The organism is Bradyrhizobium sp. UFLA05-89 (assembly GCF_059803475.1).
Genome location: NZ_JBANBA010000083.1, coordinates 1 through 15463, shown reverse-complemented (window position 1 = coordinate 15463; position 15463 = coordinate 1). Strand labels below are relative to the sequence as shown.

The following is a 15463-nucleotide window of genomic DNA, read 5'->3' as shown; positions in this document are numbered from 1 at the left end:
CATGGCGCCAACGGCCGACACGGCAGAGCGGCGCGCCTTCTATGACAAGATCGACAAGAGCAACCTGACGGCCCTGTGGCTCTCACTGGCCGATCTCGTAACACCCGAACCGCGAAGCGCGTGTCGCCCGGCATCCTGGCGCTTTGACGAGATCCGCGCATACATGCTCGAGGCCGGGAGCCTCATCACCGCCAAGGAGGCGGAGCGGAGGGTCCTGGTCCTCGAAAATCCCGGTCTTCGTGGCCAGTCGAAAATCACGACGGATCTCTATGCCGGCGTGCAACTCGTCATGCCGGGTGAGGTTGCGCCGGCCCACCGCCATACGCAATCCGCGCTGCGGTTCATCCTCGAAGGCGAGGGCGCCTACACGGCGGTGAACGGCGAACGTACCATCATGCACGAAGGCGATTTCATCATCACGCCGCCCTGGGCCTGGCACGATCATGGCAACCCCAGTTCCGATCCGGTGTTCTGGCTCGACGGTCTCGATATTCCCGTCATTCAGATGCTGGATGCATCCTTCGCCGAACATCTCGACGTTGACGAGCAGCCGATCACCCGCCCGGTCGGCGACAGCGACGCCCGCTATGGCCATAACCTGCTTCCCGTTGATCACAGGGGAGGCGGCGGCACCTCGCCGGTGTTCAACTATCCCTATGCGCGAACGCGCGAGTCGCTCGAGCGCTTGCGACGCGCCGCCGCCTGGGACGCATGCCACGGTCTCAAGATGCGCTACACCAACCCGATCACAGGCAATCACGCCATGGCCACCATGGCGACCTTCATCCAGCTCCTGCCGAAGGGTTTTGCGACCGCGGTCTACCGCTCGACGGACGCGACCGTGTTCGTGCCGATCGAGGGCAAGGGACGCAGCATCATCTCGTCGCGATCCGGCGAGGACATCGTGGTCGAATGGGGCAAGCGCGACATCTTCGTCGTCCCGTCCTGGCATCGCGTGCGTCACGAGGCGATCGACGGCGACGCCGTGATTTTCTCCTATTCCGATCGACCCATTCAGGAAGCCCTGCATCTTTTCCGAGAGGACCGCGGCAATGCCTAACACCAGCACCCACTCCGATTTCGTCCTGCCGCCGCCGCTTCATGCCTCGGTCGCGGTCCACAATGCCACAGCGCGCTTTCCGCTGCGCCGGATCATCTGCGTCGGCCGCAACTACGCGGCGCACGCGCGCGAGATGGGGCGCGATCCCGATCGCGAGCCGCCGTTCTTCTTCATGAAGCCTGCCGACACGGTCGTGGACGATGGTACGACGGTTCCCTATCCGCCTCTGACCAGCAACTTCCACTACGAGATCGAGCTGATCGTCGCGATCGGGCAGGGCGGCGCGGACATTCCCGTCGCGCGCGCGCTCGATCATGTCTGGGGCTACGGCGTCGGCATCGATCTGACGCGCCGCGATCTGCAGCTTCAGGCCCGTGAGCAGGGCCGTCCGTGGGACTGGGGCAAGGGTTTTGATCTGTCGGCGCCGATCGCCCCGTTGCGACCGGTCTCGAAGGTCGGCCATCCCTACGCCGGGCGCATCTGGCTCGCCGTCGACGGCGCGCTCAAGCAGGATTCCGACATCTCAAAGCTGATCTGGCCCGTGCCGGACATCATCTCGATCTGCTCGCAGTCGATGGCGCTCAAGCCCGGCGATATCATCATGACGGGCACGCCGGAAGGCGTCGGCCCCGTGCAGCGCGGCCAGGTGGTGACGGGAGGAATCGAGGGCCTGGGCGAAATCAGGATACCTGTAAAATAGGCCTTCTGAAGTCGGCAGGGCGGGCATTTCCGAAACGAGGTCGTACGTTGCTGCTTGGGAGGCGATGTTCGGTAGGGCGCAACAGAACGGCGCGTTGCGGGAACGGCTACGTGCCCGGAAACGTTTGATCTAGCTCAACAGTCGCTTTGTCGTTTCGGTGCCCGCTCACCGCCATCATATTCGCCCTGCTTTCCATTGGAGCAACGATGCGCACGATCCTGGTCGCACTGACGTTATTGGCAGCCGTCACCACCGCTCATGCGGCACACGATTATCCCTGGTGCGTCTTTGGCGGAGGGCTTGGCGCCTCAGGTGACTGTTCTTACCAGACAAGAGAGCAGTGCCTGGCTTCAGCTTCCGGCCGGTGGAACACGTACTGCGATATGAACAGGCACCATCTCTTCAAGCAGCGCGCATCGCATCCCAAGAAAGTCCACCAATATTGAGGAAGCCGTGGGACGCGTAACGGTTCAATGGCGCTGAGTAGGGCACTCTAAGGAGTAAGGGGCCACGGCAAGCCGCCGGTGGTTACGGCTGCAACATGGGTTCCCGATCGAACGGATCTATCTCTCCGGCAGCGGGATCGCAGACGCGAAGACCCGATCGGGATCGAAGCGACGCTTGAGGGCGCAGAGCCGGGCGCCATTGTCGCCATAAGCCGTCGCCGCCTGTTCGCGGTCATCCGGCCCCAACAGGTTGGCGTAGCCACCCGGCAAGGCGAACGGGGCGAGGCTCCTGCAAAGGTTCTGCGCCCATTGCCTGTGCTCCGCGCCGTTGCTTCCATCGGGCTCCCAACCGGCGATGATCTCCACCATGAAATGTTCCTGGCGCAAGCCGAAGGCGATCGCATCCGCCGGAATGCGCGTGGCCGCGCCGTGGAAGTGGTGAAAAGCGATGGCAGTGCGGGGCGACGTCTTGCGGGCGACTGCGCTAATGATCGTATCGATAGCGCCGGGCATGAGCGTGGGCAGCGAGCGCGTCCGGATCTCCCAGTGGCAGCCAGCCGCTTCGGCCACCCAGGCATCAAACGGGGCGAGCATGTCAGTATAGGTCATCGGCCCAAGCTGTGCGAATTGCGGCGCTCCAAGGGCCTGGAGGTCACCGATGATGCGTTCCCCTCGATGTTGGTCGCCGTTCCACAGCGGCGACAGCATGAGCGCGGGCTGGCCATCCGGACCGGATGTCATGATCGCTGACACACCGAGTTCGTCAGGCATGGTTTCCGCGAACGCCGCGTAGCGGCGCAGCACTGACTCGGCTTCGGTCCAGGGATAAACGATCGATCCCGCGAGCATGCGGCGCGCTTCATGCAACCGGATCCGCATGGAGGTGACAACGCCGAAGTTGCCGCCGCCGCCGCGTAGCGCCCAGTACAGCTCGGGCTCCGCATCCGGTCCGGTCGTTATGCGCCGCCCGTCCGCGAGCACCACCTCGGCACCCAGCAAATTATCCGCCGCCAGGCCGTACCGACCGTTCAGAGGGCCGTAGCCGCTGCCCAGGGTGAGGCCGGTGACGCCGACCTCACCGCAGTTGCCCAATGCCGCAACCAGACCGTAGAAACCCGCGGCGGCAGCCACGTCTTTGATCCTTGCGCCGCCGGAGACGGTCGCTGTTCGAGCGTGCGGATCCACGATGACTTGCCTCATCTTGCCGAGGTCGACGACGAGTCCGTTCGGGCATAAGGCGCGGCCCGCCCAGTCATGACCTCCGCCGCGTACCGACAGAGGAACTCCGTGCCGACGCGCACTCCGCACCGCCGCTTGCACGTCCGCGGACGTCTCACACACTGCAAATAACGCTGGCTGGTTCTCGACGGCGCCGTTCCATACCCGCCGCGTGCGGGCATAGTCGCCGTCGCCCCGTGCCACGATTCGTCCCTGCATCTTCGCACCCAGTTCCGCGGCTGGGTCGGAAGCGGTCGATTTGTTCATGACGTTCATTAATTCCTCCACTTGCGATTTCGAAAAAGGCCTACGCAACCGCCATCATGGACTTGACGCGGCTTGCCAGCTCGGGTGCGCGCAGCGCGCTTTGCGGCCTGCGGAGCCCCCGTACTTCGCAGACGATCCTGTCCGTCTCGTAATCCTCGGCTGCGAGCCGCATGAGCGCGCGCGCGTATTGCATCCTCGCTTCGAGGTCCGGCGGCCGCACACCGCGCGTCTGCGGATAAACGAGATCGTCCATCGCGACGGTCCATGGGGTTTCGAGAAGCGGCTGGATGTCGCGGACGTAGGCTTCCGCGAGGCCATCGAGCGGATCGGTGAGTCGGCAGCGCGACTCGAGCAGGGTCGCCAGAACGCAGCCCTCCTGCGCGGCGACGGACATCCCCTGGCCCTGGACCGGAGGGAAGCGGCAGATCGAATCCCCGAGCGGGATCAACCCGCGAGGGAAACGGTCGAGCTTGTCGAAAGCGCGCCGCACGCTGCACGGCATTCCGAACCGCTCGATGTTGCCGATCTGCTTCGCGCCGCGGATCGCATCGTAGACGGTGGGACGGCGGAGCGACTTGGCGAAAGCCATGAACCCGTCAATGTCGCCGGGCGCCGCCTCGCCGTGATTTACGCAAAGCGAGACGCTCCATCGTTGCCCCTCTATGGGCATGATGATCGCGAGGCGGCTGCTGGCCGGCGGCATCGGCACGTGCACCATGCCGAGCCAATCCGTCGGAGCGTCGTCGGGCTTTTCGAAGATGGCCGTCGCGTAGGCCTGATCGATGCCGATCTCGATCGCTGCCGGTTTCGCCGAGCCGATCGCTTCGAGCAAGCGAAGCGTTGGCGAAGCCCGCCCCGAGGCGTCGACGACCAGATCCGCAGCGAGGCCTCCCTCCCTCCCGCGCATGTCGTCAAAGCGCACTCCCGTCACCGCACGATTGTCGTGCGAGGCAATGACTTCTGTTACACGCGTGCGCGGCCTGAACTCGATATGCCCGATACGTTCGACCCGCCGACGACAGACGTGCTCGAGCGCGGCACGCGACATGCCGAATTGATCGAAGCCGAGGTCGCGCTGCGGGAAAGGATCGAAGCCCGGCGCTTCAAGGCGCATGTCGCGCCGAACGCGTATCCGAATGGCGCCAGCCTCGATGAGATCGTGCTCGATGCCAGGAAACAGAAATTCGAGTGCCCGGTGTCCGCCCGCGAGCAGCCCATGCGTGTGCCATGCCTGCGTCGTGCCGAAGCGAGGCGCTGGCACGTCCGGCAGCGCGTCACGATCGAACACCGTGACCTTTTCGAAGTACGGCGCGACAGCCTTTGCCGCAGCAAGACCTCCCATCCCCGCACCGATGACGACAGCTTGCTTGAGTATCGGATTTGACATGCGTAGGGCTCCCGATGGTTACGATGTCGGTCGCCACAAGCTTCGGCCGAGGCGAAGCTGAGCGAGCCGCCCGCAGGATGAGCGAGACGCGCTACGGAAGAATTTCAGGGACTGCGCATTGCGTTACAGCCGTAGCGAGGTGGTTCATGGCAACGAACGCACCGTCTGCAAGATGACTCACAGGCTCGGCTACAAGGCGCAACAACGTGCGCCCGGCAAAATCACATCGGGTCCGTTTGCGAAAGGAGATTTGAGCAACGCCATTGCTCCCAACGCAGCACGCGTCTTTCTGCCGGCGTCGCCATCGAGGCGGGGCCTCACATGGCCGGCGGGAAGAATTGGTCAAAAGCGCTCGACCGGCAGGGCAAAAACATAGCCGACGCCACGTTCGGTCCGGATCATGGGCGGTGCATTCGGATCAATCTCCAACTTGCGCCGTAGCCGCAGGACCTGAACATCGACACTCCGATCGAAGATATCTTCACGAACCCGCGTCGCATTCAGGAGATGCTCACGCGAAAGGGGGCGTTCAGGTGCTTCGAGGAACGCCAGCAACAGGGCATACTCGCCTTTGGTTAGCGAGACCGGTGTTTCGAGGGGGTCTACGAGACGTCGGCCATAGCGCTCAAGCCGCCAGCCATTGAACCTGTAGCCGCCGCCTTCCCGTACACGACTTTGCGCTGAACGCGACATTTCCCGGCGTCGCAGTATCGCGCGGGCACGTGCGAGCAATTCTCCGGGACTGGGCCTTACGATGTAGTCGTCGGCGCCAAGTTCGAGGCTGACGACAGAATCAACCTCGTCGGCGCGGTTGCCGGTGACGATGACTGGAACATCTGATTTCGACCGGATGGATCGCAGTCGATCCAGCCCGTCATGCAGGCCGTTTGGCTGGTCCATGATGATCAAGCTGGGAAGCGTTCGGGTGCAGTTCAGCTCGCTCCAGTCGGACGAGCAGCTGGTGCGGAAATTGTGGTCGGAAAAGTAGCTGCTCACCGCCTGCCGCATCAATGGATCATTGTTGACGATCAGGACATAGCCTGTCGCTCCGATCTCCTGGTTCATGTCTTTTCCCGTCAGTCATCAGGCGCACTTCCGATCTCATCGCCCCCAAATCGACGGCCGGAATTCTTCGCCCGGGTAACCCGGACGTCGATTTAGGACTGTGAGCTGCTTCATATTTCACGAAAGCGTTGATCGCAGTCGATGGCGGGTTCCCGCTTGGCGCCAAGTTCCGGCTTTCAAGTTCCGGCTTCAAGTTCCGGTTTGATACGGATGTTGAAGCGCCTGGCCTGACATTTCGCAGCGTCGGCATTTTCTCGCGTCACCACGCCGACGCTGGGCACGGCGCGACTTCCGGGTTTTCAAATTGGTCGAGCGCTCGATCTCACTGGTGTGATGGCGACGCCGGAGATCGCGAGCAGCCCACCGACCATCAACTTTGGGGTCACGCGGTCGTCGAGGATCATGGCGCCGCGCCGGAGGTCGATGCCAGGCGTCTCCGACGTCAGCCGCCAAACCCTCGCCGAATTGTGAAGGATGTCACAAGTCTTCGGGTAATCCCATGCTAGGCCTCGTCCGCTGGGGGCGGCGTATTTGTTTCTGAACGTGTCAATCGTCCCGGCAGGGTCGTTTCGGCAAGGCTTCAAATTTCTGCAAATTCCAAAGCTCTGCAAATTTAATGGGGGCGTTCGCCGGCGCGCTTGCGCAAACGGGGTCTCGGGTTCAGATTGAACGCCGGAAGCCGTGTCCTGCAGGCATGCGCGCTTGAGCAGCAGTCCCATGGGCACGAGGGGGTGCACATGCCGCGGTCTGAATCCCGGTCGAGCTGGGCGGTCGTCGCCAAGGCCGCCACGACGCTGACGCTGAAACTTGCACTGATACCTGCGCTCATGCCCGCGGCGGCATTCGCGGCCGACGCGCCTGATCCGTTCGCGTCCAATTTCGGCGTCTACCCGCCGGCGGACTCCAACCCGCCGCCGTTCGAGGGACCCTACAAGTTCCGCAAGCTGAGCCACGACTATCCCGCGCAGCCGCCCGAGCGGTCGTGGCGCGACGTCAAGCCGAAGGGCCCCATCACCGTTGCCAACGCCGCCGACTACATGGCGCGGCTGAAGGACTATGTCGCGCCGTCGCTGCGCAAGATGATCGAGGCGCCCGCGCAATGGGATCCGGCTTCGAGCGGCTGGTACGACATGCCCTGGATGGGGCCGGCGGACGCGCCCGGCGACTATGACAGCGGACGCGATCCGATCCTTGGTGCATTCACCGGGCAGATCATCCTTGGCGCGAGCGAGACCAACAGCGGGCTCAAGAGCGACACCGAAAACCACACCATCGTCTACTACGACCGCATGGCGGCGACGATGCTGAGTAAGATCTGGAAGGACGTGGGCGTCCCCGATATCACTGCCGCGAGCTTCCCCGAGGGCGGGCTCGTAGTGAAGGCGGGCGGCGTGGCGGCGACGCCGGCCGACTGGCCGGTGGTCGATGGCGCCGCGATCTGGCGCGTGTATCGGCCGCCGCTCAAGGAGATCCTCGACCATCGCCTGCACGGCTCGAACGCGCCCTACACGTTGCAAGTGACGGACCTGCGCGTGATGCAGTTCGACATCATCGTCAAGGACACCGACGCGGCGCCGGAGACGGGCTGGGTGTTTGCGACCTTCGTTTACGACAAGGATGTGCCCAAGGGCACGGGCGCCTGGGACCAGCTGGTGCCGCTCGGCGCCACCTGGGGCAATGATCCGCAATTCGATCATTATCCGGAAGGTCATCCGCCCGGCACGGCGCTCACGCAGTTCTGGCGCAATCCGAAGGCGCCTGCCTACACCGAGGCCACCCTCGGATGGGGCGGGCGCATGTCGGGCCCGATCGACATCGCCCAGCGCCACGGCGTGATCCTGGTGGAGGGCGTGCAGCGCGGCCAGCTCAAGACCGACGCCGATTGCGACTCGCCGGACGTCAAGCATACCGATGTCTCCGGCGGCTTCCATGCGTCCGCCTGCCTGAGCTGCCATGGCACCGCCCAAAGCCTGGTCCCGGCGCGGATGTATCCCTCGCCGATCATTGCGTCGCTGCCGCCGGACGGAAAGCCGTTCTGCCTCTACACACCGGGCGGCCCGCAATGGGCGCAGTGGTATCAGAACCGTCCGGGCAACCAGCCGCAGAATCTGTTGCCCGCGCTGCTGCTTCCCGCGGCCGTCTCTACTGCGAGCATGACGGCGCTGCCGTTCGTGCGTTTCGCGCCCAATCCCGCAAAGCCGGTCGATCCGCAGGCGGTTCACCGCGCCCTCACGCAGATGCCACGGGGGCTCGACTATGACATGCTCCTGATGTTCGCCATCGGCACCGCGCAGGCGAGCAGCCAGGGTTTTACCCTGCTGCCGAAGCGGACACCGGTCCATTGACCGCCTTCTGCACCCAGTGCGGCACGCCGCTCGGCGAGGGCGTCAAGTTCTGCGGCGCCTGCGGCGCGCGGATTGCCGAGGCGAAGCCGGTGACGGTCCGGCTTGCGCTTGGCGAACGCCGCAGCATGACCGTGCTGTTCGCCGATCTCGTCGGCTCGACCCAGATGATCGACGGGCGCGATCCCGAAGAGCTGCTCGACGGCCTCGCCGCCTATCGCATGGCCATCCGCGAGACCGTCGACGGCTTCGGCGGTTTCATCCTGCATCATCTCGGCGACGGCGTGGTGGTCTGCTTCGGCTACCCGATCGCCAATGAGGACGCCGCCGAGCGTGCGGTTCGCGCCGGTCTTGCCATCGTCGACAAGGTCGCGCGGCTTGCGCCTGCGGTCGCCGGCACGCCGCTTCAGGTCCGCGTCGGCATCGCCACCGGTGTGATCGTCGGGCAGGGCAATGCGGCCACCGCACGCATCGAGGACAATTTCACCGGCGCGGCGCTCAACATTGCCGGACGGTTGCAGTCGCTGGCTGCGCCGGGCGAGGTCATCATGGCGCAGTCGACCGCGCGCCTGGTCGAGGGTGTGTTCGAGGCTCGCGCGCTCGGGCCGCAAACGCTGAAGGGGTTCGCCGAGCCGATCGCGGCGTTCGTGCCCACCGGGATTCGCGCCGGCCGCAGCCGCTTCGAGCGGCGGCTCGATATCGCCCGCGCTCCGCTCATCAATCGCCATGTCGAGCGCGATGCGCTTCGGCGCCTGTTCGACGCGGCCTGCGGGGGATCGGCGCAGTTCATCAATCTCGTCGGCGAAGCCGGCATCGGCAAGTCGCGCCTTGCGCACGTGCTGGACGAGACCGCGCCGGACGCCGCGTTCCAGACCGTCAATTTGCAATGCAATGCCGCGCTCGCCAACACCGTGCTGCATCCCCACATCGATCTGCTGCAGCGTCAGTGCGGCATCGCGGCCCATGACGAAGACGGCGTGCGGCTCCACAAGCTGCGCGTGTTTCTCGACGGCCGGCCGGTGGCCGATCCCGAAGCGCCGGCGCTGCTCGCGAGCCTGCTCGGCATCGCCGGCGAGGACGTGCCCCCCGTCCGCATGAGCCCGCCCGAGCAGCGCGCGCGCACGCTCGCGATCCTGCAGGAGCTCATGGTCGCGCAAGCGCGTGAGAAGCCGCTGGTCGTCGTCTATGAGGATCTGCACTGGGCCGATCCCACCTCGCTCGATTTCCTCTCCGGCTTCGTCGAGGCAAACCCCGCCGCACCCCTGATGATGATCGCGACCACGCGACCCGGATCACGGCTCGAATGGGCCGCGCGCGAGAGCGTGACCACCCTCGCGGTCGACCGGTTGACGGCGGACGATTCTTCCCGTTTTGCCGAAGCGATCGGGCGCGACATCGGGCTGTCGCCCACCGACGTGTCGCGCATCGTCGCGAAGACCGACGGCGTGCCGCTGTTCGTCGAAGAGATGACGCGCATGATGCTGGAGTCGCCGGATCGTATCCGCCGCGGCGATCTGCCCGAAACCCTTTCCGACCTGTTGACCGAGCGGCTTGATCGACTCGGCCCGGCCCGGCGCGTGATCCAGGTCTGCGCCGTGATCGGGCGCGAGTTCGCGCCCGCGTTGCTCGCCGCGGTGACGGAGCAGTCCCTTGACGAACTCGACGGGCCCCTGCAGGCAATCCTCGCCTCCGGCCTGGTCGGCCAGGGGCCGGGCGAGAACCTCAGTTTCAAGCATGCGCTGATCCAGGATGCCGCCTACGCCTCGCTGCTCGCGCGGCCGCGGCGCGAGCTGCACGAACGTGTCGCGCAGCGACTGATCTCGGACTTCACTGAGATCGCCGAGCGCGAGCCGGAGATTGTCGCCCGTCATTTCACCCTCGGCGGCAAGCCGCATGCGGCCGCCGGATGGTGGCTGCGCGCGGGGGGCGCCGCGATCGGGCGCGGCAGCGCGCAGGAGGCGGCGGCGTTGTTGCAGGCCGGTCTCGATGCGCTCGCCGACCAGCCCGATGACGAGGCGCGCAGGCGCGAGGAGCTCGGCCTGCTCGCCGTGCTCGGCCCGGCCCAGATGGTGATGAAGGGCCCCGGCAGTCCCGACTTCGGCGCCGTGCAGCGGCGCGCCTATGACACCTGCCGCGCGCTGCCCGACACGCCGTCCTTGTTTCGCATCACCTATGGCCTTGCGCTGTATCACTGGGGCAAGGCCGAATTTGCAACCGCGCTGCCGCTCGCCGAAGCGCTCGATGCGATGAAGGCCCGAGACCCCAGCGAAGAGCACACGCTCGCGGCCGGCAACATGAACGGCATGATCCGCCTGCATCTCGGCGACGCGATGGAAGCGCGCAAACGCCTGAGCGAGACGGTCGGGCTTTACCGGCCGGAGCGCCACGCGCCGCTCTATCCGCACTACATGATGGATTTCGGCGTATTCGGCCGCTTCTATCTCGGCATCGCCTGCGCGATGACGGGCGCGGGCGAGGCCGGCGCGGCTCATGCGCGGGACGCGGTGCCGCTTGCAGAGGCGCTCGGCCAACCGCATTCACGCGGCTTTTCCATGCTCGCCAATTTCATCGTCGCGATGCTGCGCGACGACGTCGCGACCGCCCGCGACTGGGCGACGCGCTGCCGCCCGTTCTGCGTCGAGATGGGCTTTCCGGAATTCGTCGCCTTCGCCGACGTCGCGCTCGGCTGGGCCGACATTCAGGACGGCGCGGTGGAGAGCGGCCTTGCGCGCCTCGACGAGGGCATCGCCGCCTGGAAGGCCACTGGCTTCGAGACCTGGCAGACCTGGTTCGGTGCGCTCCGCGCGCAGGCGCTGATCGAGCTCGGTCGCCACGACGAAGCCCGCGCTGAGGTCGCCGAACAGGAGCGTCGCGCCGCGCAAAACGGCGAGCGCCTGTTTGCGCAGTATTTGGCGGAGGCCGTGCCGTCGTCGGCGTGAATGGCTGGGGCGTATTGCCAATGCCTCCGTCGCCCGGCCCGGCAGACGGCGCCAAGCGCGCTTGAGGCATGATCGCCACAGCGGCGCGCAACGCCCTTTCGTCGCCTTTGTCGGAGATCGTCGGTCAGGCGGCGCGGTTGCCAACGCAGGGGTGTACGATTACGTTTTGAAGCAGGCTTTCCCAAACGTTCCTGCGAATGGCCGTACGTTCATGCCAAAATTCCTTCGCATCGGAGTCCATCAGTCGAACGTTTCCGGATACACGTCGAAGGCGTGGTGTGTTCGGCGCGTTGGCTCGGCGGTTTTCCTGAAGTGGGGCGCCGTGGAAGTCCATGGCGCCGGAGACGGGCGGAAGGTTTACTGGACGCTTGCGCCGAGAGAGAAAACAGTTCGTTGCGGCACGGCGCAGCGTGCCCAGGACTATGCAAAAGCCGCGATCGCGCGGCGCCGCAACCATCGTTACGAACCGCTGGCCGGGCCGATTGCGCTCCGGCGCAGATCCGTCGAGCGCGGCACCGAGCTCAAACAGGCGCTCGCCACGATCCTGATCGTCGATATCGTCCGCTCCACCGAAAAGGCTGCAAAGCTCGGCGATGCGCGTTGGACAAAGGTGATGGGCCACTATTACGCGGCCGTGCGCAAAGAGCTGAAGACGTCGCGCGGAAAGGAGGTCGTGACGACGGGGGACGGAGTGCTGGCGACGTTCAAGGCGCCGGCTGCCGGGGTCAATTGCGCGACAGCGATCCAAAAGGCCGTGCGCACGCTCGGGCTCGAGATCAGGGTAGGGCTGCATGCGGGCGAGTACACGGTGAGCGGGGGCGAAATGGTCGGTCTTGCCTTTCACATCGGCACGCGCATCGCCGCGAAAGCGCGCGCCGGTGAAGTCCTGGTCTCGAGCGCGGTCAAGGACCTGCTCGCGTCGCACGCGCAAATCCGCTTCAGGGATCACGGCGTTCACCAGCTCAAAGGCGTGCCCGAGCGATGGCGGCTGTTCCGGGTCGAAGATTAAGGGGCCTTCGGGAGGGGCGCTGGGAATTACGGTGCACTTAATTCGTGCGCCTTCGAACCTGCGAAAGCGGCGGGGTTATTGAGTGCATTGTCACCGTGCTCCTTACCGAACTCTTCAAAAGTTGAGGAGCGTGTCGATGATGGATGTCCAGACCGCATGCGCGAGCGATAAGCGGACAGTCGCCGCCCACGCGCTTCCAGCGTGATATGATCATCCGAAGAACATAGTTTGATCGTTGATGCTGCGATGCATGATTGGATCAGTGACAAATGCTTCGTTCTGTAGCCAGAGCGCTGTTGGGAGGAGCCCTATTTATCGGGCCGATGCCTTGCCTTCTTGCGCAAGAAGCTCCGATGTACCCTCCAATCTCCGGATCTGGATCTCCTGGCGGTCCTGTTTATCCACTCAAAGCAAGCCGCAACAACCGCTATCTCGTCGACCAGAAAAACACTCCGTTCCTGATGGTCGGAGACTCCCCACAACAATTGATCACCAGTTTGTCGCAGAGCGAGGCGGCGGCTTTTATGGTCAATCGTCGGAGCTATGGCATCAACACGCTTTGGATCAACCTGCTTTGCATTTTCACTGAAGCGAGTTGCAACATAGAGGCAAAGACGTTTGATGGAATTGCACCTTTTCTGGTTCCGGGCGACCTTGCAACACCAAATCCGGCGTACTTTCAGCGGGTCGACGATATGCTCCGCATTGCGGCGGATCACGGCATGGTCGTACTCCTGGACCCCATCGAGACGATCAGCTGGCTGGATTTCCTCCGAAAGAACGGCAAGTCCAAAGCATTCGCGTACGGGCAATATTTGGGAAGTCGCTACAAGGATTTTCCCAACCTTGTCTGGATGCATGGTAACGACCTGCAGTCATGGCAAAATGCTGCCGACGACGATTTAGTGAAGGCCGTCGCACGCGGGATCAGAAGCATCGATAAAAACCACATCCATACGGTCGAGCTCAACTATACGACCAGCGGTTCTCTGGACGACGATTCATGGGCGCCCCTCATCGAGCTCGATGCGGCATACACCTACTTTCCCACCTATGCGCAGGTTCTAACTGAATACAATCGCGCGAACTTCAAGCCCGTCTTCATGGTGGAAGCCAACTACGAGTTCGAGGGGCAACTCACTGGTGACAGTTCTACGCGAAACTTGCGACAACAAGAGTATTGGTCGATGCTCAGCGGCGCCGCGGGACAGCTTTATGGCAGCGCCCACTCCTGGCAGCTTCGGAAGGGATGGGAAGCCAAGCTGGATACGTCGGGCGTAATCCAGCTAAGCCACATGGAAAAGCTTTTCGCCTCGCGAAGATGGTATGATCTGGTGCCCGATCAAACCCACGCAGTCGTGACTGCTGGCTATGACTACTTTTCGTGTGCTGTCGGAAAATTCATGGCGTACGCTGGCCATGACCAAGACTCGCTGATGTCAAGGGCGCTCGGTCGTTTCCGAAAGTATTGGGGCATTGGATACATCACAAGCAACACTTGCGCGACGGCTGCCCGAACACCCAATGGCTCGCTGGTGATCGTTTACATGCCATCAATTCGGACCATCACGGTCGACATGTCCAGGCTCGCGGGCACGGCGACGGCTCGCTGGTACGATCCCACGAGTGGAGAGTACACGGACGTGACGGGATCTCCTTTCGCCAATGAGGGGAGCAGGCGGTTCACTCCTTCGGGAGTCAACAAATCTGGTGAAGGCGACTGGGTCTTGGTGCTCGAAGCGTCGCCTCCGCCCTGAGGGGCAATTGCCAAGTCTTCTTCTTCTGCCGCGGCCACGACTTGCGGCCTTTGGGCTTACTACTGGCCGCTCAAGGGCAACGTCGCCTTTGGGGGCAGACTCGGAATAACTCGCTTTGAGCGCAACGAGTCCGGTTTACGTCAATCAGCCGACAGGGGGCCAAAGCGTGCGAAGCGGGCCGATAGGCGATATCCCGATGCTCCTTGATTTGGCTCAATAACCCTCGTCGGTGTCGGCCTAGCGTGCACCGCTCGGGTGGGGACACGCGGGGGTGCCCGTCATGTCCGAGAGTACCGCAAATCGGTTCCGCTGGAAGGCCGAGGAATGCTGCAAATCTGCGAGGCAGGCAGACGATCCGATCGATAAGGAAGCTTGGCTGCAACTCGCCAGCGAATGGCTGAAGTTGGCCAAGGATGCCGCCTTGCGCCAAGGTGACTTTGAGAGCTTGAGCGATCTAGCGAGTCAACTCGACATGCTGATCGAGGAGACTGAGGATAAGGGCCCCCGCGGTGAGCAATGAGTAGGGCCATCTCGGTTCTCCCTTGAACGCGAGATGGTCGTCGAGTGCGCGAGCAATTGCCTGCCTGACCATGACCAAGGCGCTCACTGACCTAGGTCGGTGCTTTTCGGGAGGTTCTCATGGACGATCTGACTGCCGCATCTGTCGCGTCCCTGGATATTGACGCCTCACCTACCAAGCGCGCGGCGCTATTGGTCTTGGTATCCGTTTTTGCACTCATCGCTTCCGCCAACGCAAAGGCTGACGAACAGCTGTTGTCATGCTGGGGAACAGTTGAAGTGATCCATCAAGGCAAACAGGTCAACCGAGTAGGCGAGAGGTCTTCCATTGCGGTCGCTGTTGATATTGGCAAACAGACTTTGATGATAAATGACGTGAAATGGACGATGTCCGGAGATTTGTCGGGGGTAACGGTCGCTTCAACGGATCCGGACAAAGGCGGCGTCACGCTCAACCGCGTAACCGGTGCGTTGATTGCTCAGTTCATTGAACGCGATGGTCTCAAGAAATTCAATGGCGAGTGCAAACCAGCGCAGAGACTGTTTTGAAAGGGGCGGCCCGCCAATGCCGCGCGTTCGAAGCGGCGGAACGCATTCGGCACCGGGCAAGAACCTAGGGTTGGTTGTTTCGTTGGTGGAGGAAAAGGCGAAGCGCGAGAAGCCGCCCCAAATCCTTGTGAGCAGCCTGAGACATAGGTGACGGTACGTACCGGACACATGGGTTACACTTTCCGCTTTTGTTCTGCGGGAGGTG

At 63.5% G+C, this 15463-nt stretch carries 12 protein-coding genes; 9 read left to right on the top strand and 3 right to left on the bottom strand.

The window, feature by feature from the left end; genetic code table 11:
• The first annotated feature begins 1 nt into the window (after position 1).
• The 3 genes from gtdA to SO139_RS32205 all read left to right on the top strand — a co-directional run bounded on the left by gtdA (position 2) and on the right by SO139_RS32205 (position 2206).
• Positions 2-1060 carry a gentisate 1,2-dioxygenase gene (gene gtdA, locus SO139_RS32215; protein WP_449384153.1) on the top strand — a complete coding sequence of 353 codons (1059 nt, stop codon included), beginning with the start codon at positions 2-4 and terminating at the stop codon, positions 1058-1060.
• Positions 1053-1760 (top strand): fumarylacetoacetate hydrolase family protein, encoded by a 708-nt coding sequence (locus SO139_RS32210; RefSeq protein WP_498541243.1) that lies wholly within the window; start codon positions 1053-1055, stop codon positions 1758-1760. Before gtdA ends, SO139_RS32210 begins: the two co-directional genes overlap by 8 nt.
• Before the next feature lie 206 nt (positions 1761-1966).
• Positions 1967-2206 carry a DUF3551 domain-containing protein gene (locus SO139_RS32205; RefSeq protein ID WP_449384150.1) on the top strand — a complete coding sequence of 80 codons (240 nt, stop codon included), beginning with the start codon at positions 1967-1969 and terminating at the stop codon, positions 2204-2206.
• A gap of 117 nt (positions 2207-2323) precedes the next feature.
• Here SO139_RS32205 and SO139_RS32200 read toward each other — a convergent pair whose 3' ends face one another.
• From SO139_RS32200 to SO139_RS32190, 3 genes are all read right to left on the bottom strand, one after another.
• On the bottom strand, positions 2324-3700 hold the full coding sequence (locus SO139_RS32200) for an FAD-binding oxidoreductase (RefSeq protein WP_498541242.1): 1377 nt from the start codon (positions 3698-3700) through the stop codon (positions 2324-2326).
• Between the two features lie 31 nt (positions 3701-3731).
• Complete coding sequence (locus tag SO139_RS32195) at positions 3732-5078, bottom strand: FAD-dependent monooxygenase (protein WP_498541241.1); 1347 nt, start codon at positions 5076-5078, stop codon at positions 3732-3734.
• A 342-nt stretch (positions 5079-5420) separates the two neighbouring features.
• Positions 5421-6143 (bottom strand): winged helix-turn-helix domain-containing protein, encoded by a 723-nt coding sequence (locus SO139_RS32190; protein WP_449384147.1) that lies wholly within the window; start codon positions 6141-6143, stop codon positions 5421-5423.
• A gap of 737 nt (positions 6144-6880) precedes the next feature.
• Here SO139_RS32190 and SO139_RS32185 point away from each other — a divergent pair.
• The 6 genes from SO139_RS32185 to SO139_RS32160 all read left to right on the top strand — a co-directional run bounded on the left by SO139_RS32185 (position 6881) and on the right by SO139_RS32160 (position 15258).
• A complete protein-coding gene (locus SO139_RS32185; RefSeq protein WP_474800755.1) occupies positions 6881-8488 on the top strand; it encodes a hypothetical protein in 1608 nt (535 codons plus the stop codon).
• Positions 8485-11424, top strand: coding sequence for an AAA family ATPase (locus SO139_RS32180; protein WP_474800757.1), 2940 nt, complete (start codon positions 8485-8487; stop codon positions 11422-11424). Before SO139_RS32185 ends, SO139_RS32180 begins: the two co-directional genes overlap by 4 nt.
• A gap of 211 nt (positions 11425-11635) precedes the next feature.
• Complete coding sequence (locus SO139_RS32175) at positions 11636-12433, top strand: adenylate/guanylate cyclase domain-containing protein (protein ID WP_474800759.1); 798 nt, start codon at positions 11636-11638, stop codon at positions 12431-12433.
• Between the two features lie 353 nt (positions 12434-12786).
• Positions 12787-14190 carry an apiosidase-like domain-containing protein gene (locus SO139_RS32170; protein WP_498541240.1) on the top strand — a complete coding sequence of 468 codons (1404 nt, stop codon included), beginning with the start codon at positions 12787-12789 and terminating at the stop codon, positions 14188-14190.
• 271 nt (positions 14191-14461) lie between these two features.
• The gene (locus SO139_RS32165) at positions 14462-14710 is read left to right on the top strand and encodes a hypothetical protein (RefSeq protein WP_474800763.1); all 249 of its coding nucleotides are present in this window, start codon (positions 14462-14464) and stop codon (positions 14708-14710) included.
• Positions 14711-14829: 119 nt separating this feature from the next.
• Positions 14830-15258: a hypothetical protein gene (locus SO139_RS32160; RefSeq protein ID WP_449384141.1), complete on the top strand. Its 429-nt coding sequence runs from the start codon at positions 14830-14832 to the stop codon at positions 15256-15258.
• Positions 15259-15463: the final 205 nt, after the last annotated feature.

Bases quoted from the DNA above. Each gene is read 5' to 3' on its own strand.
- gtdA (WP_449384153.1), top strand. From the start codon at position 2: ATGGCGCCAACGGCCGACACGGCAGAGCGGCGCGCCTTCTATGACAAG.
- SO139_RS32210 (WP_498541243.1), top strand. From the start codon at position 1,053: ATGCCTAACACCAGCACCCACTCCGATTTCGTCCTGCCGCCGCCGCTT.
- SO139_RS32205 (WP_449384150.1), top strand. From the start codon at position 1,967: ATGCGCACGATCCTGGTCGCACTGACGTTATTGGCAGCCGTCACCACC.
- SO139_RS32200 (WP_498541242.1), bottom strand. From the start codon at position 3,700: ATGAACGTCATGAACAAATCGACCGCTTCCGACCCAGCCGCGGAACTG.
- SO139_RS32195 (WP_498541241.1), bottom strand. From the start codon at position 5,078: ATGTCAAATCCGATACTCAAGCAAGCTGTCGTCATCGGTGCGGGGATG.
- SO139_RS32190 (WP_449384147.1), bottom strand. From the start codon at position 6,143: ATGAACCAGGAGATCGGAGCGACAGGCTATGTCCTGATCGTCAACAAT.
- SO139_RS32185 (WP_474800755.1), top strand. From the start codon at position 6,881: ATGCCGCGGTCTGAATCCCGGTCGAGCTGGGCGGTCGTCGCCAAGGCC.
- SO139_RS32175 (WP_474800759.1), top strand. From the start codon at position 11,636: ATGCCAAAATTCCTTCGCATCGGAGTCCATCAGTCGAACGTTTCCGGA.
- SO139_RS32170 (WP_498541240.1), top strand. From the start codon at position 12,787: ATGTACCCTCCAATCTCCGGATCTGGATCTCCTGGCGGTCCTGTTTAT.
- SO139_RS32160 (WP_449384141.1), top strand. From the start codon at position 14,830: ATGGACGATCTGACTGCCGCATCTGTCGCGTCCCTGGATATTGACGCC.